General features: G+C 48.3%; 20 protein-coding genes. 13 read left to right on the forward strand and 7 right to left on the reverse strand.

What is annotated here, in order from left to right; translation table 11 throughout:
- The first annotated feature begins 2 nt into the window (after nt 1–2).
- From O4H49_RS10190 to O4H49_RS10205, 4 genes are all read left to right on the forward strand, one after another.
- A complete protein-coding gene (locus O4H49_RS10190; protein WP_269423329.1) occupies nt 3–608 on the forward strand; it encodes a hypothetical protein in 606 nt (201 codons plus the stop codon).
- A gap of 65 nt (nt 609–673) precedes the next feature.
- Nucleotides 674–2,587, forward strand: coding sequence for an ABC transporter ATP-binding protein (locus O4H49_RS10195; RefSeq protein WP_269423330.1), 1,914 nt, complete (start codon nt 674–676; stop codon nt 2,585–2,587).
- Complete coding sequence (locus tag O4H49_RS10200) at nt 2,587–3,585, forward strand: ABC transporter permease (RefSeq protein ID WP_269423331.1); 999 nt, start codon at nt 2,587–2,589, stop codon at nt 3,583–3,585. Before O4H49_RS10195 ends, O4H49_RS10200 begins: the two co-directional genes overlap by 1 nt.
- Nucleotides 3,582–4,751 (forward strand): ABC transporter permease, encoded by a 1,170-nt coding sequence (locus O4H49_RS10205; RefSeq protein ID WP_269423332.1) that lies wholly within the window; start codon nt 3,582–3,584, stop codon nt 4,749–4,751. The genes O4H49_RS10200 and O4H49_RS10205 overlap by 4 nt, the downstream gene beginning before the upstream one ends.
- Nucleotides 4,752–4,770: 19 nt before the next feature.
- Here the strand turns inward: O4H49_RS10205 and O4H49_RS10210 are convergent, their stop codons facing one another.
- The 4 genes from O4H49_RS10210 to O4H49_RS10225 form a co-directional block, all read right to left on the reverse strand.
- Nucleotides 4,771–6,093: an adenylate/guanylate cyclase domain-containing protein gene (locus tag O4H49_RS10210; RefSeq protein WP_269423333.1), complete on the reverse strand. Its 1,323-nt coding sequence runs from the start codon at nt 6,091–6,093 to the stop codon at nt 4,771–4,773.
- Nucleotides 6,094–6,244: 151 nt separating this feature from the next.
- A complete protein-coding gene (locus O4H49_RS10215) occupies nt 6,245–7,084 on the reverse strand; it encodes an MBL fold metallo-hydrolase (RefSeq protein ID WP_269423334.1) in 840 nt (279 codons plus the stop codon).
- A 90-nt stretch (nt 7,085–7,174) separates the two neighbouring features.
- Nucleotides 7,175–7,870 (reverse strand): response regulator transcription factor, encoded by a 696-nt coding sequence (locus O4H49_RS10220; protein ID WP_269423335.1) that lies wholly within the window; start codon nt 7,868–7,870, stop codon nt 7,175–7,177.
- 149 nt (nt 7,871–8,019) lie between these two features.
- On the reverse strand, nt 8,020–8,835 hold the full coding sequence (locus O4H49_RS10225; protein ID WP_269423336.1) for an alpha/beta hydrolase: 816 nt from the start codon (nt 8,833–8,835) through the stop codon (nt 8,020–8,022).
- 383 nt (nt 8,836–9,218) lie between these two features.
- Here O4H49_RS10225 and ribA point away from each other — a divergent pair, with 383 nt between their 5' ends.
- The 4 genes from ribA (at nt 9,219) to O4H49_RS10245 (ending at nt 12,964) form a co-directional block, all read left to right on the forward strand.
- Nucleotides 9,219–10,352 carry a GTP cyclohydrolase II gene (gene ribA / locus O4H49_RS10230; protein ID WP_269423337.1) on the forward strand — a complete coding sequence of 378 codons (1,134 nt, stop codon included), beginning with the start codon at nt 9,219–9,221 and terminating at the stop codon, nt 10,350–10,352.
- A 277-nt stretch (nt 10,353–10,629) separates the two neighbouring features.
- A complete protein-coding gene (locus O4H49_RS10235; RefSeq protein WP_269423338.1) occupies nt 10,630–11,706 on the forward strand; it encodes a hypothetical protein in 1,077 nt (358 codons plus the stop codon).
- A 117-nt stretch (nt 11,707–11,823) separates the two neighbouring features.
- The gene (locus tag O4H49_RS10240; RefSeq protein ID WP_269423339.1) at nt 11,824–12,372 is read left to right on the forward strand and encodes a L,D-transpeptidase family protein; all 549 of its coding nucleotides are present in this window, start codon (nt 11,824–11,826) and stop codon (nt 12,370–12,372) included.
- Nucleotides 12,373–12,376: 4 nt separating this feature from the next.
- The gene (locus O4H49_RS10245) at nt 12,377–12,964 is read left to right on the forward strand and encodes a hypothetical protein (RefSeq protein WP_269423340.1); all 588 of its coding nucleotides are present in this window, start codon (nt 12,377–12,379) and stop codon (nt 12,962–12,964) included.
- 70 nt (nt 12,965–13,034) lie between these two features.
- Here the strand turns inward: O4H49_RS10245 and O4H49_RS10250 are convergent, their stop codons facing one another.
- The gene (locus O4H49_RS10250; protein ID WP_269423341.1) at nt 13,035–13,712 is read right to left on the reverse strand and encodes a YggS family pyridoxal phosphate-dependent enzyme; all 678 of its coding nucleotides are present in this window, start codon (nt 13,710–13,712) and stop codon (nt 13,035–13,037) included.
- Nucleotides 13,713–13,754: 42 nt separating this feature from the next.
- A complete protein-coding gene (locus tag O4H49_RS10255) occupies nt 13,755–14,570 on the reverse strand; it encodes a sulfotransferase domain-containing protein (protein WP_269423342.1) in 816 nt (271 codons plus the stop codon).
- Nucleotides 14,571–14,880: 310 nt separating this feature from the next.
- On the opposite strand from O4H49_RS10255, the gene O4H49_RS10260 reads away from it, so the two are divergent.
- From O4H49_RS10260 to holA, 5 genes are all read left to right on the forward strand, one after another.
- A complete protein-coding gene (locus O4H49_RS10260) occupies nt 14,881–15,939 on the forward strand; it encodes a porin (RefSeq protein ID WP_269423343.1) in 1,059 nt (352 codons plus the stop codon).
- Between the two features lie 129 nt (nt 15,940–16,068).
- On the forward strand, nt 16,069–16,599 hold the full coding sequence (locus O4H49_RS10265) for a DUF3576 domain-containing protein (RefSeq protein WP_269423344.1): 531 nt from the start codon (nt 16,069–16,071) through the stop codon (nt 16,597–16,599).
- A gap of 140 nt (nt 16,600–16,739) precedes the next feature.
- Entirely contained in the window at nt 16,740–19,307 is a 2,568-nt protein-coding gene (gene leuS, locus O4H49_RS10270; protein ID WP_269423725.1) for a leucine--tRNA ligase, read from the forward strand.
- Between the two features lie 148 nt (nt 19,308–19,455).
- Complete coding sequence (gene lptE / locus O4H49_RS10275; RefSeq protein WP_269423345.1) at nt 19,456–19,848, forward strand: LPS assembly lipoprotein LptE; 393 nt, start codon at nt 19,456–19,458, stop codon at nt 19,846–19,848.
- Nucleotides 19,849–19,903: 55 nt separating this feature from the next.
- Nucleotides 19,904–20,929: a DNA polymerase III subunit delta gene (gene holA / locus O4H49_RS10280; RefSeq protein ID WP_269423726.1), complete on the forward strand. Its 1,026-nt coding sequence runs from the start codon at nt 19,904–19,906 to the stop codon at nt 20,927–20,929.
- Between the two features lie 267 nt (nt 20,930–21,196).
- Here holA and O4H49_RS10285 read toward each other — a convergent pair whose 3' ends face one another.
- Nucleotides 21,197–22,132: a ParB/RepB/Spo0J family partition protein gene (locus O4H49_RS10285; protein WP_269423346.1), complete on the reverse strand. Its 936-nt coding sequence runs from the start codon at nt 22,130–22,132 to the stop codon at nt 21,197–21,199.
- Nucleotides 22,133–22,139: the final 7 nt, after the last annotated feature.

Raw genomic sequence — 22,139 nt, forward strand, 5'->3', positions numbered from 1 at the left:
TTATGGAAACCGTTACCCCACAGACCCTCCGCTATCCTCTTTTTGATATTATCTGGGATTATCTGAAAGCCCTTACAGGTGTGCTGATCGGTATAACGGGCCTGTTTTATGGAGCGGAAAACCTGTTTTCCCAAATTCTTTTTGGCAGTATTTTTCTGCTGTTCGGATTTTACGGGATTCAGAACTACAAACAACAGATCACCAGAATCCTGATCGATCAAGAGGGTGTGGAAATACGCGCTTTCTCTCGCCACAAGCTTCGCTGGAATGACATTGAAGAAATTGATCTGCGGTATTATGGACGCCCTTCAAAGAAAACGGAAGCAACCGCAGAAACAGAGCGGGAAAAGCATCTAAGTTCATCCCGGAAAGAAAAAGGAATACTCCGCCTTGTTTTAAAAGGGAAAAATGGGAAAATTTCCTGTGACTCAGGGCTTTATGGATTTCGATATCTGGTTTGGTGCAGTACTCAGATTGTGAAACATCACAAACCCCTGCTTGACCCCCACACCGTTGGTAATATGCTAGATATGGGATTTGATCCGGAAGGACAGAGCCGAAAACCGGATACGCTTGAATCCGGCTTTTTAAAACCCGGGCAAAAATGAAATAAACCAAAAGCAGATAAAGCTCGGGGATACGGGGAATTAACAGTGGGGCCAGGTTTCAAACCGTGAATGATTTGCTGAGAATCAAGAACCTTCGGGTTTCTTTCAGGTTGCCCGAAGGCGAACTGAATGCTGTCAGGGGGGTGTCCTTTCGCATCCCAAAGGGAAAAACTGTAGCACTGGTAGGTGAATCGGGTTCTGGTAAATCTGTTGTCAGCCAGGCCATCATGGGGATTCTCCCCCGGGCAGCGCGAATCTCAGACGGCGAAATCCTTTTTGCCGACCCACAAACGCCAGGCACAATCATCGACCTTGCCAAACTTGATCCTGACGGTACCCAGATGCGACAAATCCGGGGGGGGCGGATATCCATGGTTTTCCAGGAACCCATGACTTCGCTTTCCCCTGTCCATACTGTTGGTAACCAGATCTGTGAAGCTCTGGAACTTCACCGTGCCGTCAACAGAACCCAAGGGATGGCACTTACTACTGATATCTTAAAACTGGTAGGTTTTCCCAATCCCGAACGGGCTGCCAAAACCTTTCCCTTTGAACTTTCTGGTGGCCTGCGACAGCGTGCTGTCATCGCGATGGCTCTCGTTTGCCATCCGGTTCTCTTGATTGCCGATGAACCGACCACTGCCCTGGATGTCACAATACAGGCACAGATACTAAAGCTGATCAAGGACCTGCAGATTGAGCTTGAAATGTCTGTCCTGATGATCACGCACGATCTGGGTGTCGTTGCCAATATGGCTGATGAAGTTGTGGTGATGTATCACGGCGAGATCATGGAAAGCGGTACTGCAGAAGATATCTTCCGAAACCCGAAACACCCCTATCTCAAAGCATTACTGGAAGCTGTCCCCCGTTTTGATATGAAACCGGATGAGCGACTGAAACCCATCCGCGAAATTAAACACCATCCGGATAACCCGATTCTCACGGCAAAGCGGGACCGGAGAGTAATCTGTGATGACGATCCGCCGCTGCTTGAGGTGAAAAATATCAGCAAGGCTTTTTCGATTAAAAAGGGAGGCATGTTTTCCCGAAGTACAGAAGAAAAAGTTCTTGCTGTTGATGATATCAGTTTTTTTGTCCGTCGCGGCGAATGTCTGGGACTGGTTGGGGAAAGTGGTTGTGGCAAAACGACCTTGTCAAAAATCATCATGCGGGCACTTAAACCTGATACAGGGTCGATCACCTTCAGGGAACAGGATAACAGTCTGACCGATGTTTTGGCGCTCGAAAAAGATGCGCTTTTCAAATTCCGGGAACGGGTCCAATTCATGTTTCAGGACCCTTACAGCTCGCTCAACCCCAGAATGACAGTTCAGGAACTTATTGGCGAACCTCTCTTTATCCACGGCATGAAAGACAAGGCTCAACGCCGGGACATGGTAGAAAAATTGATGGATGTCGTCGGCTTGGCTCCGATGCACATCAACAGATACCCCCATTCCTTCTCTGGCGGGCAACGACAGAGAATTGGTATTGCGCGGGCCTTGGCGCTGCAGCCTGACCTGCTGATCTGCGACGAGCCCGTATCCGCACTCGACGTTTCAATTCAGGCCCAGGTCCTCAATCTTCTCAAGGATTTGAAGGAAGCCCTGGGCCTGACCTACATCTTTATCAGCCATAATCTGGCTGTGATTGATTATGTGGCCGACCGGATCATGGTCATGTGTCAGGGCAGACTGGTTGAAACTGCTCCCAAGCAACTGCTGTTTAAAAATCCTGTCCATCCCTATACCCGCGCCCTGCTGTCTGCAGTACCCGAGCCCGACCTTGATCATCCCCTGGATCTGCGGGATCTGATGGAGGGCAAAGCTTCCAACCCCGCAGACTGGCCTGAACCCTATACCGAAAATCGCGATAACCAGATGGCGATGATCCATCTCGGTCAGGGGCACTATGTCAGGGCGTTCAAAGGGGCTGAAACCCTGCTGCAATCCCATAAAGAAACGGAGATGGTGTAATGCTAGGTTATATCATCAATCGTCTTCTCGCGATGATTCCGACCCTGCTTGTGATCTCTGTGATTATCTTTACTCTGATCCAGCTTCCTCCTGGGGATTTTCTGGAAACCCAGATTGCTGAAATGCAGGCACAGGGAGAGAATGTCGATCAGGCAAAAATCGAATATCTGCGTCAGGAATATGGACTGGATAAGCCAGTATACCTCCAGTATCTGAGCTGGGTTACCGGGTTATTACAAGGCGATCTGGGGTACTCTTTCGAGCATGAATTACCCGTAACCGAAGTCATCGGGGACCGGATAACCCTGACCATTATTCTCGCCTTTGCCGCAACCCTCTTTACCTACGTCATGTCTTTTCCGATAGGGATCTATACCGCCGTAAAACAGTACTCTCTCGGTGACTATGTATTCAGTTTTGTCGGCTTTATCGGCCTTGCCACTCCAAACTTTCTTCTGGCTTTGATTCTGCTCTATTTCGCCAACGTCTGGTTCGGCACCTCTATCGGGGGATTGATGGATCCCCAGTACATAGGTCAGCCCTGGAGTCTCGACAAACTCCTCTCAGTATTGGAACACCTCTGGGTACCGGTTGTGGTCATTGGAACTTCGGGGACGGCCGGAATGATCCGCCGGCTTAGAGCCAACATGCTTGATGAGCTCCAGAAGCAATATGTTATTACTGCCAAAGCCAAAGGGCTTTCTCCCTTGAAAATCCTGATTAAGTATCCGCTCAGACTGGCAATAAATCCCTTTATTGCTGATATCGGCTCCATTCTGCCGGATCTGTTATCCGGCTCGGTTCTCGTTGCAGTCGTTATGGGGCTGGAGACAACAGGACCTATGTTGGTCAATGCCCTGCTCAGTCAGGATATGTATCTTGCTGGATCTTTTCTGATCATAGAATCCAGCCTGGTCGTTCTTGGTGTCTTCCTGTCTGATCTGATACTCGCCGCCATTGATCCCAGGATCAGACTTGGAGGAGGAGCTGTAAAATGACCAGTAATCCAAACAAATCCCTGGAGCATTTTGTCAGCTCGGCAGATTTTGATCCGCAGACAGTGAGCAAGCTCACTCCACAGCAAGAGCGTTATTACACAGCATCACAGTGGCAAATCATGTGGTGGAAATTCCGCAAACATAAACTGGCGCTCTATTCCGGTATCATTCTGGTCTGCATGTATATCGTGGCTCTTCTGGCTGAGCTGGTTGCCCCCTATAGCTTGCATAACAGGGAAATTGATCACATCTATGCTCCGCCACAGGTGGTTCACCTGTTTCACGAAGGCGATTTTATTGGACCCTTTGTCTACGGCTTCGATTACCAGCTCAATATGGAAAATCTGAAGCGGGAGTACACACCCAACCCGGCTAAAATCCAAAAATTACAGTTCTTTTGCCAGAGCGAGCAGGATTATGAATTCTGGGGTCTGATTGAGGGAAATTTCCATTTTATTTGTCCAGATGAAGGCGGCACTCTGTTTCTCTGGGGCACGGATCGGCTGGGACGCGATGTTTTCAGCCGGATTATTTATGGCTCAAGAATTTCCCTGACCATCGGTTTGATCGGTGTGACGATTTCTTTTGTACTTGGTACTTTTTTTGGTGGTCTGGCCGGTTATTTCGGCGGGATAGTGGACAATCTTGTTTTGCGGGCTGTCGAAATCCTGAAATCCTTCCCCAGTCTGCCCCTCTTCATGACGCTTTCGGCTTTACTGCCAGTGACCTGGAGCCCACTGGGTGTTTTCTTTGGTATCTCGATCATTCAGGGGTTCCTTGACTGGCCCGGATTGGCGCGTGCAGTTCGCTCAAAACTCCTCAGCCTCCGTGAAGAGGACTTCACTACTGCTGCACAGCTGATGGGAGCCTCTCATGCGCGGGTAATCGGTCGCCACCTTCTTCCCTCGTTCAGCAGTCACCTGATTGCCTCGGCCACACTCGCGGTTCCCATGATGATCCTGGGCGAAACCAGTCTTTCCTTCCTTGGGCTGGGACTGCGAGCGCCAATTACCTCCTGGGGTGTTCTGCTAAACGAAGCCCAGAACATTAACTCGGTCGTTCTCTATCCCTGGCTGTTACTTCCGGTTCAACCCGTCATACTGGTCGTACTTTGTTATAACTTTCTGGGGGATGGTCTGCGCGACGCTGCGGATCCGTATAAATAAGACAGTTCAGGACAAGAATTTAATCAGCAAGCACAACGAGAGACAGGTTTTGTGAAAGGCCTTCAACCTCGTTGTGCCTGATCTGCCGTCGCTGCAGAGGAGGCTGATATCCCTGTGCCAAGGCACGGTCAAAAGCCCCTTGATCTGCCAGCGCCCTGACACCTATCTCCTTGTTGTGCTTTTCAAGCTTCGCAGAAATATTCACAGCATCACCAATCACAGTGTATTCAAGCCGGGTATCGTCGCCGACAGCGCCAAAAAGAACAGTGCCAACCGCAACAGAACCATTGACCAGCGGAACGTCCTTTTTTCCGGACTGACGCCATTGCAAAGTCGTCTCCATCACTTCATCCATCGCTCTCAGGGCATCGGCAGCATATGTTTCTGAAACTTCAGAAGCACCGAAAGTCGCCATAATGCCGTCTCCCATGAACTTGTCGATACTGCCGCCATGTTTTTGAATAATCGGTACACAAAGTTGTTGGTATTCCGCCAGGGTACTCATAACAACTTCCGGGGTTTCTTTCCCGGCAAGGCGGGTAAAGCCCCGCATATCCAGATTCAGAATTGCTGCTTCACGACGTTCGGCACTTCCAACCACGATCTTGTCAGCCGAGTGGGTAATCCGGGCAGCAACTTCGGGAGAAAAAAACCGTGAAAGCTCAGCTGCGGCCTGTTTTTCAGCAACAGAGTTTATCAACAGACGACGGGCTCTCGTTAACGCCAGAGCAAGAATAAAAGTCACAATCAAGATGGAAATGATTTTGTCAAACTCTGCCCCCAGCAAGATGGAATTCGACGTCATGTAGTGAACGTAATCCCGTGTGATCATTGAATCCATAGAATCAATCATGGTGACATAGAGGATCATGATCCCCCAGCCAACAGCCGCCAGAATCCCGGCAATAATTACAAATTTCGCCTCAAACCGTAACGCCCGGATCGCAATAAAAATAAAGACATAAAGCAGGGTCGGTGCCTTGAGATAGAAACTTGGGGGTTGAGCATACTGGATGTGAAAACTCCAGATCAGCACCATCAGCAATGTCATGTCAAAAAAAGCTGAAATAGTCAGAGACCAGTCAGGAAGATGATACTTATAGGCCCAGACAATACGGATAAGCGTCAATCCAAGGTATATTCCCAGAGCCCAGGGTACTGGCGCAAAAGTAACATCTGCATTAAAGGTTTTCGGAGAAACCAGATAAAGACTGCCAAAAATCGATACAATCACCAGCTGGATCCAGCCGATCAGTCGTTCGGTCTGATCTTCCTGCTCATGAATTGCCGCAAGGACACGTTCTGGCAAGGCTGTTTCATTGACGGAACTGAACCATTTCATCTATTCGGAACCTCTGACACCATTCTCTGTACCTCAGCTAGAGGTTTTGCCAGTTCAAGTCTATACCTCTGACGCGTAAGGGACTGTCAGTTTTCCGTGATCAGGATTTGAACGGGGTAAAATAACAAACCCGCCCCAGCAATGGGAGCAGTCAAAGATTTAGGACCAGTCCCTCATGCGCAAATACAGTTCCTGGGCGCATTGACTCGGCTTTTTCTGCCTGCGCATCCAGAAAAGAATCGTCATGGCAAGGATCATGATGGAAGGCAACCAGCTGTTTCACCCCGGCCAGGTCACATAAACGAACACCTTCCTGCCAGGTCGAATGTCCCCAGTCCTTGAAGCGGGGGAATTCCTCATCGGTGTAGCTGCTGTCGTAAATCATGCAATCGGCCCCGGCAATCAGCTCCAGTATCTGGCGATCCGGCCGCCCCGGAACATGTTCAGTATCCGTCACATAACAAAGTGAACGACCATCATAATCCAGGCGATAGGCGGTGGCGCCATTAGGGTGATTCAAAGGAGTCGTTCTGATCTTCAACCCGGGATAAGGTTCAAGTATTTCCCCTGCATGGAAATCATGGAACGTCACATTTGCCGAAAATATCTTGGGTGGAACAGGAAATAACGGCTCCGCCATATAGCGACAGAGGATTTCATGAAGATTACTTCCCTGATCCAGCAAATGCCCGGCCCAGAGCCTCACTTTGTTTTTGGGAAAAAAATTCGGTCCAAAAAACGGCATCCCCATAATGTGATCGTGGTGTGTATGGGAAAAGAACACATCTACCTGCTGATGGTCCCCGCCGCAGCAGATATTATGCCCCAGTGAACGGATGCCTGTACCTGCATCAAAGATAAAGTGGCGGTCTCCGCATTTTACCTCAACGCAGGAAGTATTACCTCCATACCGGCTATGGCTGCTCTCGGGGCAGGGTATAGATCCTCTGACACCCCAGAAGCGCACTGAAAAATCGTTCTTTTCACTCAAGCCGTGTCATCTCCTGCCCCACAACTCTATTCCCAGGGTCACCGGATCCAAAGCATCTGGCTGTTTCCAGAAGGCTTAGCATCAGATGAGCTAGGGAACCAACCGATAGCCACCTGTTTCGGTTACTAATAATTGAGCATTCGATGGATCAATTTCAATCTTTTGCCGCAATCTATAGACATGAGTCTCAAGTGTATGGGTGGTAACGCCAGCATTATAGCCCCAAACTTCATTTAAAAGCATATCTCTGCCAACAACTTGAGATCCTTTTCTATAGAGGAACTTTAGAATCGAGGTTTCTTTTTCTGTAAGACGAATCTTTTTCTGACTCTCGCCCTCGATCAGGACCTTTCCACTCGGCTGAAAGGTATAAGGCCCGATAGTGAAGACCGCGTCTTCGCTCTGTTCGTGTTGACGCAGTTGTGCCCGCAGACGGGCCAGCAGGACACCTAGACGAAAAGGCTTGGTAATGTAATCGTTGGCTCCAGCATCAAGCCCAAGGATCGTATCCGCATCGGATTCAGCCGCGGTCAACATGATGATGGGGCTTTTTACCGCGGCACGGCGCATAAGGCGACACACTTCCCGGCCATCCATGTCCGGCAGCCCGACATCAAGCAAGATGGCATCATAGTAGTCATCCTTGGCTTTCTGAAGGCCTTCCATACCATTGATCGCTTCTGTCGTTTCAAACTCTTCATGCAAACGCAGCTGTTCACTCAACGATGAGCGAAGCGCATCATCATCATCCACAAGCAGAATTTTACGACCTGTTACTGCTGTCATCCGATAGGCCCCTTGATTGTTCTTCTGGTAGATCATCACCAATAACAGTAGCTTTTCCAGCTTTGCGCATTTCCGGCGTCTTCTCTTTTAAATAACATTCGATATGCCCTCATTCAAGATAAGCTGCCTCAAGTCTTGACGAAGTTAAATTATAACTGCGAGATCAAGCCCTGTAACTGGGGTGAAGACAGTTCCTTGAACAAATCAAGAATGGTGAAATGGTTATGGCCCTCGACCTGCTGAAACACACCGCTGTTGCCCAGACCAGCCCAGGCTGCAGCCAGTTCTTGCTGCTGAAGTTTGAACTCTTGAGGCTCTCCTTCTCCAACCAAACAAAACAGGGGTGTCGCATTAGGTTGAAGTTGTCGGAGCGGACTGCAGCTCTCAACTATTTCAGCCGTAATACAGAGAATATCCCGATGCAGACAAAGACGCGCTGCTTCCAGATCATAAAGGCCGGATAGGGACAAAACCGATTTAAAAGGTATCGCGGAATATCCATGCGAAGACCAGTCGTGCAACAGGGTCATCAAAGCCAGGTGTCCACCCGCAGAATGTCCTGATAGCAACAGCCTGTCTGGATCAAGTTGCCAGTTTTTTGCATGATCAAGAAAACAGGCCAGTGCCTTACGTACCTGCGCAACAATCACATCAATCGACACATTCGGTGCCAGATCATAATCAATTGAAACAAAGGCAATTCCCTGTTTCAGGAATGCTTCCGCCAAAAAGGAAAAATCTGCTTTCTCAAAAGACTTCCAGTAGCCTCCATGAATAAAAACAACCGCAGGAAACGCTTCGCCTCGCTTTTGTTTCTTCGGGAGATAAAGATCAAAGGACTGACGTTCACTGGAACCATAACTGAAAGAAATAGATGGGGGGTTTTGGGAAGAATACTCCTTTCCTTTTACAATCCACCCTTCAGTAATAATCATGCTGTCAGGCGTATAACTTCGCAGATCCATCTGAAAATCCAAACTCTCCTGATCCAGATGACGGTATATTATTTTCGATGTTTCTGGTTCTGACTGTGGATTTTTCAAAAAACTTCCAATCCTTCAAGACTCTTCGGGCTGTCGACAAGACATGATAAAGTGATTTGAAGAGTACTGGATTACAATAAATATCCTTAGCCCAAAAAGCAGGCTGCCATCGTCGCAAAATCAGGCTCTTGCTTCGCAATTTCACTCTTTCCAACCCAAAGGCTTTGCTATAAGGACCAGAAAGTATTTAGATATCTGACCAGTTCCGACTGGAATGTTCGAGAGATCTTACCTAAATACATCAGGCGATATCCATATTGATACCTGCAAACCGGAATAAACGAGCCCGACAAGAGAGTAAGGCAGTGCCAGCATTAGAAACCAATGCCGCAAGGATACTACCCGCTGTTGAGCGTGCAATTGCAGAGTTGCGCCGGGGAGCAGCTGTTATTATCCAGCGTGGTGGAGGTCATGCCGCTTTGATACAGGCTTCAGAGACTGCCTCTCCGCAAGCTCTTGGCAATCTGCGGCTCATCGGCAATGCAGAACCCTGTTTGCTCCTGACTGCCAGACGGGCTGCCGCAATCGGAATCAAGGAAGCTACGCCTCTTATTGATACAACCGAAGTAATTGCTTTTGCACTTGATGACATGTCTCCGGATGCTGTGAGCTATCTGGCTGACCCTGTCCACGATCCCTTGGGCATAAATCTGCGCCACGACAATTTCCTCACAACAGATGTTCCAGAGGTTCTTGCCAGAAATGCGGTGGCTTTGACCAAGCTTTCCAGCCTTCTTCCTGCAGCACTTTTTGTGAACCTGCCTGACGACAGCTGTGATCAAATAGCAAAAGAGCACAATCTTCTGATCGTTTCTGCCGAAGATATTGCCAGCTATCGCAGTACAGCAGCCTATAGCCTGAAAAAAGTTGCCTCGGCCCGGATCCCGCTTGAAGTTGCAGAAAAAACCACTGTTGTCGCCTTTCGACCCCGCGAAGGGGGCGTCGAGCATCTCGCGCTTGTCATCGGTGATCCGGAAGCAGGAAAGCCCGTGCTGGTCCGCCTGCATTCAGAATGTTTTACCGGGGATTTATTGGGAAGCCTGCGCTGTGATTGTGGAGACCAGTTACGAGGCGCGATCAAACTCATGGACGAAACGGGTGGCGGCATTCTTCTGTACCTGTCACAGGAAGGTCGCGGTATCGGACTTATGAACAAGCTGCGGGCCTATGAACTGCAGGACAGGGGTGCAGATACTTCCGACGCCAACGAACTGGTTGGATTTGATCCGGACGAGCGGATCTATACCCCTGCGGCAGAAATGTTGCGCCAGCTCGGGTTTGGTGAAGTCAGGCTTCTTACAAATAACCCGGAAAAGGTAACTGCTTTGATCGAAAGTGGCATTGAAGTTATAGAAACAGTGCCACACCATTTTCCATCAAATGGTCATAACGATTTTTATCTGAAAACCAAGGCCCGGCGCTTTGGTCACACTCTTTAGGCCCCAGCAATCACATTTTCCAGGAACTCTGGTCAGTAACTTTGATCTAAGGCAATTGGTCGGTCGACAAGATTGATAGGCAGAGAGTTTCTCCCTGATACCAAACTCCGGCAATTATTGCCTTCTTTTTACTGTGACTAATTACAAAAACAGAAAACATATACTTAACACATTGAAATATATTAATTTTAATCACGAAAGAGTAAAAACAATTTCTGGCCTGAATATTGCTTAATTAACAACGCTTCCGTTTGTTGTTCATGAAAGTGCCAGTACCATGATGGATCAGCTCTATGCCCAGCAGGGGATAAAATCAGTTCGGGAAATCCCGACTGCTGCGCAAGCTGTTACCGCATCAACGAACAGAAACCCTCTTCCGGACAAATTCACACAAAATCCAGCTTCCGATCATAACTTCGCAAACCAGCTCTCAGCTTTCAGTTCCCCCCAGGAAGATGCCTTGCTCCCGCTCAATGAGCAGCAGGCTATCGAAGGTGTTACAGAAGAAAAACCCGAGTTCGGGTTTCTAGATTTCCTGGATATCATAAACCCGCTACAACATATTCCTGTGATTTCAAGCATATACCGCGAAATTACAGGCGACGAAATTCAGGCTCCTGCCCGTATATTTGGTGGCATGATGTATGGCGGTCCCCTGGGATTTGTCTCGGCCATCGCCAATGTCATGACGGAAGAGACAACAGGCAAAGACATTGGAGAGAATATCATCGCCTCCCTGATCGGCGATGATACTCAAACACCTTCCCCCCAAGTCGCTTCTGCCCAAACAACGTCGCTTGCAGCTGATCCCTCTCTTCCTGAAACCAGACTCACAGGTGCTGAAGCCCTGATATTCACTCAACTGGCCGCGGTTGTCCCTCCGCCACCGGTTCCTCTGACAGGTACAAACCCCGCAAACCCGAAAATACCTGGATCAAACAACAGCGAGAAACTGGAAGGGAAAGCAGCGCTTTCTGCACTCTTCCATGATCTCAGCGGACAGTCTCCTTCACCAGAAACAGAAGATTCAGTCGCGCCGCAAATTGCCCTCAACACAACACCTCCTCTCCAAAATTCTGTCGGAAAACCCGGAAAATGGTTTTCACTGACTTCTGGTAATGTCGTCGTCGCCCCACAGATCCAGCCCTATTCCTGGAAATCCTCAGGCGCGGGAAGTGCACCACCTCCTCCGACCAAACCTGTTGCGAATGAAACGGACATGACACAATTCCTGCCGCAGCCAAAGAAGCCTACTGTTGCGGAAACAGCCAGGATCAGTACAGAAGCACAGTCCGATATAGCCCAATCCATCCTGCAGGGGCTGGATAAATATCAGGAAATGAAATCCCAATAGAGACTCTGCAAAGAGATCCTCATGAAATCCTGCTCGACAAGTTCACCTGGATCTGTATCTTTCCGCAATATTCCTCGGAATAATTCTGGACGATAACCAGGTTCTTAAAGAGTAAAAATGGACATCACTGTAAAACAGACCGCCAAGTCGTGGTCTCTTCATTGCGGCAACCGTTCCTGGCCTTGTGCTATTGGTAAAAATGGCACTGTTCATCCCGACCAAAAAGTTGAGGGTGATGGAAAAACACCTGTCGGAAGCTGGAAAGTCAGATCTCTGCTCTTTCGTGCCGATCGTATCACCCAGGAAGAACGCAGCAGTTTTATTGATAATCTCGTCTGTTCCCCCTTAAATCAGCGAGATGGCTGGTGTGATGACCCACAAGACGCCTATTATAACAGACCCGTCATTATTCCCTACGATGCCGGTCATGAATTACTCTGGCGGGACCAGGAAAACGTTTATGATCTCATCATCATTCTTGGATATAATGATGACCCCGTGGTCAAGGGCAAAGGTTCGGCAATCTTTCTTCATATAGCAAAGCCGGGGCTTACCCCGACCGAAGGCTGTATTGCCCTGGCCCGCGATCATCTGCTTGAGCTATTGCCCCTGATCACTGACAATTCATCCCTTCACGTTGTTATTGACGGGGTACAACAGGATTAAAGGCATGATTATCCGATTAAATATCGCGCTTGTTCTTTTATTGATGGTGTCATCCTGCAGTTCTGTTGCCGGTTTCACCCATATAAGAACCGCAGAATATGCCGCTTATATGCCCGGTGACGCCCTTCTTGCTGCCAATAATTCACCAATAAAAATCGTCGTGTTGCCGCAGGCATCATCAGGGGGAGATACAGATCAGCAGGTAGCGGCCTCTGCTGCCGCAATTGTCGCCGGACTCGAGCAATATGGTCCGCGGTGGTTTGTTGCCCGCTACAGTGCAGCACCTGATTTTGTCGCAAACGAGGATTATGAGCTTCGTTGGGTACTCAACGCGCCGGAAAACAAAAACGAAGACAGACTCTGTGATCAAGATTACGCCCGGGAAATAACTTTGGCAGAACAGCACACAGGTGTCGTTATCGCCGCTTTCTGCAGAGGAAATACCCGGCTTTCCAGTATTCGGGCCCGTATATGGGAAAAGCCTGACAGTGAAAAATTCAGGGAAACAGTCGGCCTGATGGGGCGTTACCTGATGCCTGTTCGCAACCCGAACAGGATTGAAAATTGCCGTAACCTGGAAGACTGCCTTTAGGAGAAAGAAGAGCGGAGTAATGATAATTTCCGCTCTATTCTTAACCGGTCAGAGAAAAATCATCAGAAATTCAGGCCTGTTCCGAGTAATCCCGTTCGCCAAAGATTCCGGATCCGACCCGGACATCCGTCGCCCCGAAACGAATTGCCGTTTCAAAATCCCCAGTCATGCCCATAGACAACCGGGGCAAGCCATATTCTTCAGCCAGTTTATAGAGAAAAGAAAAGTGCAGGGCAGCTTCCTGATCGACTGGCGGAATACACATCAATCCGATAACCGGAAGCTTCACAGATCGGCAATGATCCAGCAATGCCTTTAAATCAGCAGGCATTACCCCGGCTTTCTGACTCTCCTCACCTGTATTGACCTGGATATAACAGGGGATAAACCGATCCTGCTTTGACATCTCCTTGACCAGAGAATCCGCAAGCTTGATCCGGTCTACTGTTTGAATCACATCAAAGAGACCAACAGCCTCGCTGCATTTGTTCGTTTGCAGCGGGCCGATAAGGTGCAAGACAATATCAGGCTTCTCTACTTTCAAGGGCTTGAATTTAGCCAGAGCTTCCTGAACCCTGTTCTCTCCAAAAACCCTCTGTCCAGCCTCATAGGCCTCCAGCACGGCTTCGGCAGGGTTGGCCTTGCTCACAGCAACAAGAGAAACAGGCCCCTTATTCATCAGGGATACCTCTTGAGCTGCTTTAACCTGTTTTCCAATCTTATCCAGGTTTTCTTTGATAGACACCATGACCTGCTCACTATCCCGATTTAATAATCATGTCGATTGCCCTTAGAGGTAACCGAATTTCTTCATCTGATGTCCATGGTCTTTTTCAATCTGCTTGACCTGTTTATCTGTCAGAACCGATTGCCATTGACCTGATTTTCCGGCACGGAAAAATCGCTCACTGTTTTTAGATTTTTCCGTAAAACCTTCTTCTTCTTCAATTGTTTGTAGAACTTTAAAAGACGAATGAGTAATCGCGCGCTGGATTCGTGCCTCATCCTTAGTAATACCAAGCTTGCGAGAAATCGCCCCGAAGGTTTCTTCCGGTTTCTCCAGCATATCTTCATAGCGATAAACCATCAGCGTTTTATGGGGAATCTGCGTCCAGGATTTCACATGATTGGACCAGCTGTTATAGACCTCGTAGATTGGGCGGTCTGATTTCGTTGATTCTTTGGCCAGGATCTTGATTGCTTTGTCAATTGTCACACCAAAATGGTCAGCAGCAGAAATGGCAACGTCTCTTGGATCTCTTACTATATAGACTGCGGCACCGGTTGCATCCATCGCAACCAAAGGCTTACCCAGATATTCACCCAGAAAATTATGGGTCTTCAAAATAAGGACGTTTTTACTTAATCGGGATATCGCCCTTTGTACATCAACCCGAATATCAGCAATTTCCTGTCTACTGAGTTCTTCCAATGGCTTGTTAAAGACACCATTATACCATCGTGTGTTCGCTTCACCTGAACAGATTTCACTGACTTTATTGACAGGCAAGGGTTCTTTGGAATCCGCGATAAGATTGGCCAAAAATGTCCTCATCCAGGTGTTACCTGATTTTGGATAAGACGCTAACCACAAGATTCCAGGCATAAGGGATATAACTCCGCAAGGTTATTTTCGTATTTTCAAGGTAAAGCAACCCGGCAGATTTATACGGGTTTCCAAACCAAATTCTGTTATGAAGCATTCTTATCAGTTTATCCTCTGTTGAGGCAACAGCTGAACTTTCCGCAGGAATCCAGTATTTCACAATAAAATTGTTGCATAAGTGACACAGTGATACTCCAAAACAACAAACCTTGATCAAGAGCGCTTGAAATAGATAAAAAAAGGGTGTTATCTGGGCACACTAAATTTGAGGGGGGAATTCCTCTCCTTAGTTAATCTTTTGGAGATCGAAATGAAAAAAATTCTACTCGCTAGCTCTGCCATCGTTGCAGCTGCTGCAGTATCCGCTCCAGCTTTTGCTGAAGACGGCGCAATCAACTTCAACGTGTTCACGCAGTTCCATGCTTCTTCTACAGATAGCGATAATAATTCTGTAGCCACGAACAACGGTCACGATTTCAACACAAACTCTGAAATCAAGGTTTCTGCTTCCAATACCGCAGATAACGGCCTGAAGTATGGTCTGGTTATCGAACTGGAAACAGACCAGAGTGCTACAAACAATGTTGATGAAAACTACATCTGGCTCGAAAGCGATTTTGGTCGCGTAGAACTTGGTGACCAGGATGGTGCAGCAAACAACCTTTTCGTAGGTGGTGCTGATGTTGGCCTGACTTACGGCATGATCGATAACCCGACTGGTTCTTCTGTAACCGGCGCTGGTGCTGATACTGCAGCTGATGTTTCTGATACAGGTGATTCAACAAAAATCACTTATTACACACCATCTTTCAACGGCTTCAAAGCTGCAGTTTCTTACGCTCCTGATTCCTCAGAAGGTAACGGTGTAGCTGTTTCCGTTACAGATCTTCGTATGGAACAGGCTGTTGAAGCAGGTTTGAACTATTCTGGTACCTTCAACGACTTCACTCTTGACGTTGGTGCTGCTGGTGTATTTGCAGACTCCAATGGATCTGCTCTCGGCGCTGGTGTTGACAGTGACGACAACCAATTCTGGGGTGCTGGCGTTGGTTTCAATGTTGGTTATGCTGGCTTTAAAGTTGGTGCTGGTTACACTTACGAAGACGGTGACAAAGTATTCGACAACCAGAATTCTGTAGATGCAGGTATCAGCTACACAACTGGCCCATGGTTGTTCGCAGTTGCTGGTGTTTGGTCTGAAACAGAATTGAATGGTTCAAGCGAAATTGAAAACCAGGCTATCTCTGCTGGTGTTCAGTACGAAGTTGCTCCTGGTCTTGCTGTATACGGTTCTGCGATCACTGGTGACTACGAAGGTGGTTCTGGCGATTTCACATCCGCACAGACTGGTGTTCTCGTAAGCTTCTAATTTTTAGAAACTCTACAAGAATATTTAAAAAGATGCTGCCGGAGCTAATTTTAGCTTCGGCAGTATTTTTTTGCCTGTTTTTTTGTGTTAGCTATAGTGCCTGTTGAAATCGCTTCGGAAGAAACGTTCATGTCATCCAAGAGTTTTGCTTCTCGATATCTTGCCATTTTTCCTGTACTTTTTGCTATTTCCGCCTGTGGCTTACAGGGGCAGGATAAAAAAATTGAACATGAATCAGACAAATATTATAAACAGACAGGGGGGTCGCTCCTTGGTGGTGAAGGTGGCCTGAATATTCTTGGAGGTGATGATAGTAAACCTCAAGACAGCGGTGCCGGAATCGGGGTGAACTCGTTCCTCTGGCGCGCATCCCTTGATACTATTGCTTTTATGCCCCTGGCCTCCGCAGATCCTTTTGGAGGTGTGATCATCACAGACTGGTATAGCCCCGATGAATCCCAGATAGAACGATTCAAAGTCAATGTTTTCATCCTTGGCCAGGAACTGCGCGCTGATGGCGTTCGTGCCTCTGTGTTCAAACAGCGCCGGGATGTTACAGGTGGCTGGATTGATGCCAAGGTTGACCCCAAAACCGGTAGCGAACTCGAAGATGCTATTCTGACCAGAGCTCGACAGCTGCGTATCGCTTCTAGCGAATAAATTAGTCCTGCCTTCCTGCAAGGCCCAGAGGCTCCAAGCTTGAAAGGCCACAGTACTGGTTTGATCGTTATCACCAACTGTGGCCTTCTTTAATTCACGATTCCCTTTTACAGGGCTCTTTAAAGAAATATTTGAGAATGATGACCCGTTACAACGCCAAGGAAACCGAAACGAAGTGGCAAAAAATCTGGACCGACAAAAACTGTTTTGCCGTACAGGCGGATAAAAAAAAGCCAAAGTACTACGTACTTGAAATGTTTCCCTATCCTTCTGGGCGAATCCACATGGGACACGTCCGGAACTATACAATTGGTGACGTCATCGCCCGCTATAAAAGAGCAAAGGGTTTCAACGTTCTCCACCCTATGGGCTGGGATGCTTTTGGTCTGCCGGCAGAAAATGCGGCCATGGCCCGAGGTGTCCATCCGGGAAAGTGGACCTACGAAAATATCGCGGTGATGCGTGAACAGTTGAAATCCATGGGCCTGTCTATCGATTGGGACCGTGAAATTGCGACCTGCCATCCGCAATACTACAAACATGAACAGAAGATGTTTCTCGATTTTCTCAAGGCTGGTCTGGTTGAACGCAAGGAATCCTGGGTCAACTGGGACCCCGTTGACCAGACGGTTCTCGCCAATGAACAGGTTATTGACGGTAAAGGCTGGCGTTCAGGTGCAGAGGTTGAAAAACGCAAACTAAGTCAGTGGTTCTTCAAGATTACCGACTTTGCTGACGATCTGCTGGAGGGACTTGAAACCCTTGATCGCTGGCCGGAAAAAGTCCGGACAATGCAGCATAACTGGATTGGTCGTTCCGAAGGGGCCAGAGTTTTTTTCAAGCTTAAAGATAATACTCCAGCAGAGTCTATCGAGGTTTATACAACCCGCCCGGATACCCTTTTTGGTGCTTCTTTCTGTGCGCTGTCGCCAAACCATCCCCTTGCCGATCAGCTGACCGCAACAAATCCTGAACTGAAACAGTTTATTGCCGAGTGCAATAAGATGGGAACCAGTGAAGAAGCTGTTGAGAAGGCTGAAAAGAAAGGTTTTGATAGTGGCCTGAGGGTCCTTCACCCCTTCGATTCAACAATCGAACTTCCTGTTTATATCGCAAACTTCGTCTTGATGGACTATGGCACCGGGGCAATCTTTGGCTGTCCAGCTCACGATCAACGAGATCTTGATTTCGCTCACAAATACAACCTGTCCGTCACACCGGTTGTCTTGCCTGACAACCAGTTAATCGACCAATTCAAAATTGTTGATGAAGCCTATACTGGCAATGGCACGATCATCAATTCCCGTTTTCTTGATGGCAAAGACATTGATTCTGCCAAAAAATCAGCCATCCAGGAGCTAGAGAAAACTGAACAGGGTAAAGGTACCGTTCAATTCCGACTCAGGGACTGGGGTGTATCAAGACAGCGCTATTGGGGCTGTCCGATCCCGATCATCTACTGTCAGGACTGTGGTGCGGTTCCAGTACCCGAGGAAAGCCTCCCGATCGAGCTGCCAGAGGATGTCTCTTTTGATAAACCCGGCAACCCCATCGCCCATCACCCAACTTGGAAACACACCACTTGTCCTTCCTGTGGAAAAGCAGCAGAGCGGGAAACCGATACCTTTGATACCTTCATGGAATCTTCGTGGTATTTCGCCCGTTTCTGTTCCCCCCGTGACGAAGATGCTTTTACCCGGGAAGAAGTGGATTACTGGCTACCTGTAGACCAGTATATTGGCGGAATTGAACATGCCGTTCTTCACCTGCTTTACTCCCGTTTTTTCACCCGTGGCCTGAACAAATGCGGTTACCTTGGTGTCAAAGAACCCTTCAAGGGCCTCTTTACCCAAGGAATGATTTGTCATGAAACCTATCAGAATTCTGAAGGGAAATGGCTGTCACCAGAAGAAATAGAAAAAAACGATCAGGGTGAATTTGAAACACTTGATGGAAAACCTGTAATCGTCGGGCCATCGATCAAAATGAGTAAATCCAAGAAAAACACGATTGATCCTGCAGATATACTAAGCAGTTATGGCTCAGATACCGCAAGATTTTTCATGCTTTCTGACAGTCCACCTGACCGGGATATGGAATGGACAGAATCTGGAATTGAGGGATCCTGGCGCTTCACCCAAAGGTTATGGCGTCTGGTTATCGGACAGATAGAACAGCTCCCCACGGTAGGTTCCCCCCAGCCAGAGAAGTTTTCAGATACTGCTCTAGAGTTACATCGGACGTTACATAAAGCTATCGCTGCGATCAGTGAAAATATCGAATCTTTCCGCTTTAACGCAGCTGTTGCAAAGATCTATGAACTTACCAATACCATCAGTCAGTTCAAAACAGCGGATCTGTCTGACAAATGGGTGATGCGGGATGCCCTGGAGACTCTGGTAAGCCTGGTTTCACCAATGATGCCACATCTGGCAGAAGAACTGTGGCAACAGTTAGGGCACACAGGAATGATCGTTGACAAAGCCTGGCCTGAATTTGATCCGGCCTTGATCCAGGACCAGAGCATCAAACTTCCGGTACAGGTGAACGGCAAGCTCAGGGCAACGATTAACATTGCAACTGATGCCAATGATGACACAATAAAAGAAATTGCACTGGCTGAAGACGCCGTCATCAGATCAATTGGTGACAAGCAGGTTCGCAAGGTCATTATTGTAAAAAATCGGATTGTTAATATTGTCGTATAAACAGATATTTTCCAACAGCCAAAGGTCATTCTGGCGAAGAGGCCTGATCTCTTTCGGGCTGATAAATCTTCTGCTCTGGTTATCCGCCTGCGGTTTTCAGCCAATATATCGCAAGGATAATACAACAGGCGATTCTGCTTATCAGCAGTTGCAGACTGTTCGTATTGATCCCCTGCCGGACCGGCCCGGACAAATCCTACATAACCTGCTGCGGGATCGTATGAACCCGCTAGGACAACCAAGAGAGCCACTGTACAGCCTTAAGGCAATAATTACTGAATCAGAGAAAGATCTAGCTGTACGGCTGGATAATACCGCTTCCAGAACAAATCTCGCGATTACCGTCCAGTACTATCTGGTTGAAATCTCCAGCGGCAAGACTGTTCTCAGTGCAAAAGCCCGATCAACCGGAAGCTATGACAAACTCAATGACCCCTATGCGACACTGGTTGCTGAAGATACAACACGCAAGCGTGTCTTGCGGCAGATCTCGAATGATATGGCCTTGCAGATCGGTGCCTATTTAAACAAGGCACAATAAACCCCGCAGTTTCATAACAACTTCCACCACGCGAAGCAGGACAAAAAGATTGAAGGTGACGGCAAACAGGGCTGATGCTTTTTCCAGATCTCCGGACCCTGTCTGCCAGGCAGTTCTGGTCTATGGTCCGGATGAAGGACTAGTTCAGGAACGCTGCCTCAATCTTCTCAAAAGTGTCGTGGAAGATCCAAGAGATCCCTTTCGGGTTGTTGATCTGGAAAATGACCAGCTCAAAAAAGATCCGGCTCTGCTAAGCGATGAAGCTGCAGCGCTCTCGATGATGGGCGGCAGGAAAGTGATCCGAGTAAAATCCGCCGGCGACCTCTTGGCCAATCTTTTCAAGGACTATTTTCAGAACCCGGTGGGCGATGCGTTAATTGTTGTGGAGGGCGGGGATTTGCCTGGCCGCTCCAGGCTCCGGAAAGTTTTTGAGGACAGCAAACAGGGAGCTGCCCTGCCCTGCTACAAGGACGATGAAAAAAGCCTGCCTGGACTGATTCGTCAAATCATTGAAAAAGAAGGATTATTTATTGAAAATGACGCTCTCGCCTTCCTCGTGGGAAATCTTGGTACTGATCGACGTTTAACGCGACGAGAAGTCGAAAAATTATGCCTCTATAAAGGAATAAATTCCGGGAAAATTTCACTGCAAGATGTTGTTGTTTGTGTGGGGGATACTGCCAGTCTTACACTGGATGATCTTGCCGCGGCAGTTGCAGCGGGAAAAACAGACGAGCTTGAAAAACAGCTGTTGCGTGCCCAGCAGGAACATCAGAACCCAATCACGATTCTCAGAGCGGTCTCAAGATATTTTCAACGACTTCATCTCGTCTCCGGCCTGACCGCGCAATCTGTTCCCCTGGATAAGGCCCTTGGCACCCTCCGCCCGCCTCTCTTCTGGAAAGCGGCCGACGCATTTAAACTGCAGGTCCGGAAATGGTCTCCCCTGGCCCTGACAAAAGCCTTGTCCCAGCTGATGGAAACAGAAGCTGCCTGTAAAAAAACCGGGGCTCCCTCGGAAACACTCTGCGCCCGCACCCTGCTGGAACTTACTGCCAAATCACCAGCCCGCGCCCGTTAAACGAACGCCCTTGGACCAAAATGATGACTTGATGTCATCAACATTCCAACACCAGTTCCAAAAAAGAACGCGCTAAAAAACAAAAGCACCCACTTTTTAAATCCAGCGAGTACCAGATTTAATCAGGGCCTCTTTACAATCTGACAGGCAAAACCGGATTCGACGTTCCGGCAAAAATTCCACCCAGCCCCTGATTTTTATAATCTGGGCAAGAAAGCCAAGCGCTTAAAAAGACACAAAAAAGCAGATCCGCACAAAACCGGAGAATTATTTCCCAGCAGAAGCCTGGGTCAGGCGGTGCAGGACATCATCAAGCTGTTCCAAGGTGTCATAGGCGATCTTGAGAGACCCACCCTGCCCGTGGAAATCAATCGAGACTGTCAGCCCCAGCATATTGGAGAGATCCCTCTCCAGAGCCAGCGTATCAGCATCCTTGTCGCTTCCCGAACTTGTCCTTGGCTTCAGGGAACCAGCAATGCTTTTCTGCGCCGGGGCAGCTGTGGGACCGGAAAGCTCTTTTTTCATAGCCTTGGCCAGGCGCTCGGTTTCACGGACAGAAAGCTCGCGCGAGGTGATCTGTTCTGCAAGATGAGTTGGATCTTCAGCGCCAACAAGAGCTCTGGCATGGCCCGCGCTCAAATCCCCCTTCTCGAGCAAGTCCTGTACATCCTCGGGAAGCGTGAGCAAACGAAGCATATTGGCTATATGGCTCCGGCTTTTACCAATGATCTTGGCCACATCATCCTGTTTGTGACCAAATTCATCCATAAGACGGCGGTAACTGGTCGCCTCTTCTATGGGGGTAAGATCCTGACGCTGAACGTTCTCGATAATCGCAACCTGGAGAACTTCCGCATCGTTGAAGTCCCGGATAACCACCGGCACTTCATGCAGTTTGGCCTGTTGAGAAGCCCGCCAGCGGCGTTCACCGGCAACAATCTCATATTCGGCATTATGAACAGGATGGCGACGCACCAGAATCGGCTGCAACAAACCGGATTGGGAAATGGAGTCAGCCAGAGACGTCAGTGCCTCCGCGTCAAAATGTCGGCGCGGCTGCTTGGTGTTGGGGTGAATATGCTCGATCGGCACCTGTTTAGTTGAACGAACCTTATCCAAAGATGCGTAATCTTCTGTCTCATCACCAAAAAGAGCAGCAAGTCCGCGGCCAAGATTAGTCCGTTTTTCCTGTTGATCAACCAAGACTCTA

It is taken from the genome of Kiloniella laminariae (assembly GCF_027214005.1).
Lineage (GTDB): Bacteria > Pseudomonadota > Alphaproteobacteria > Kiloniellales > Kiloniellaceae > Kiloniella > Kiloniella laminariae_A.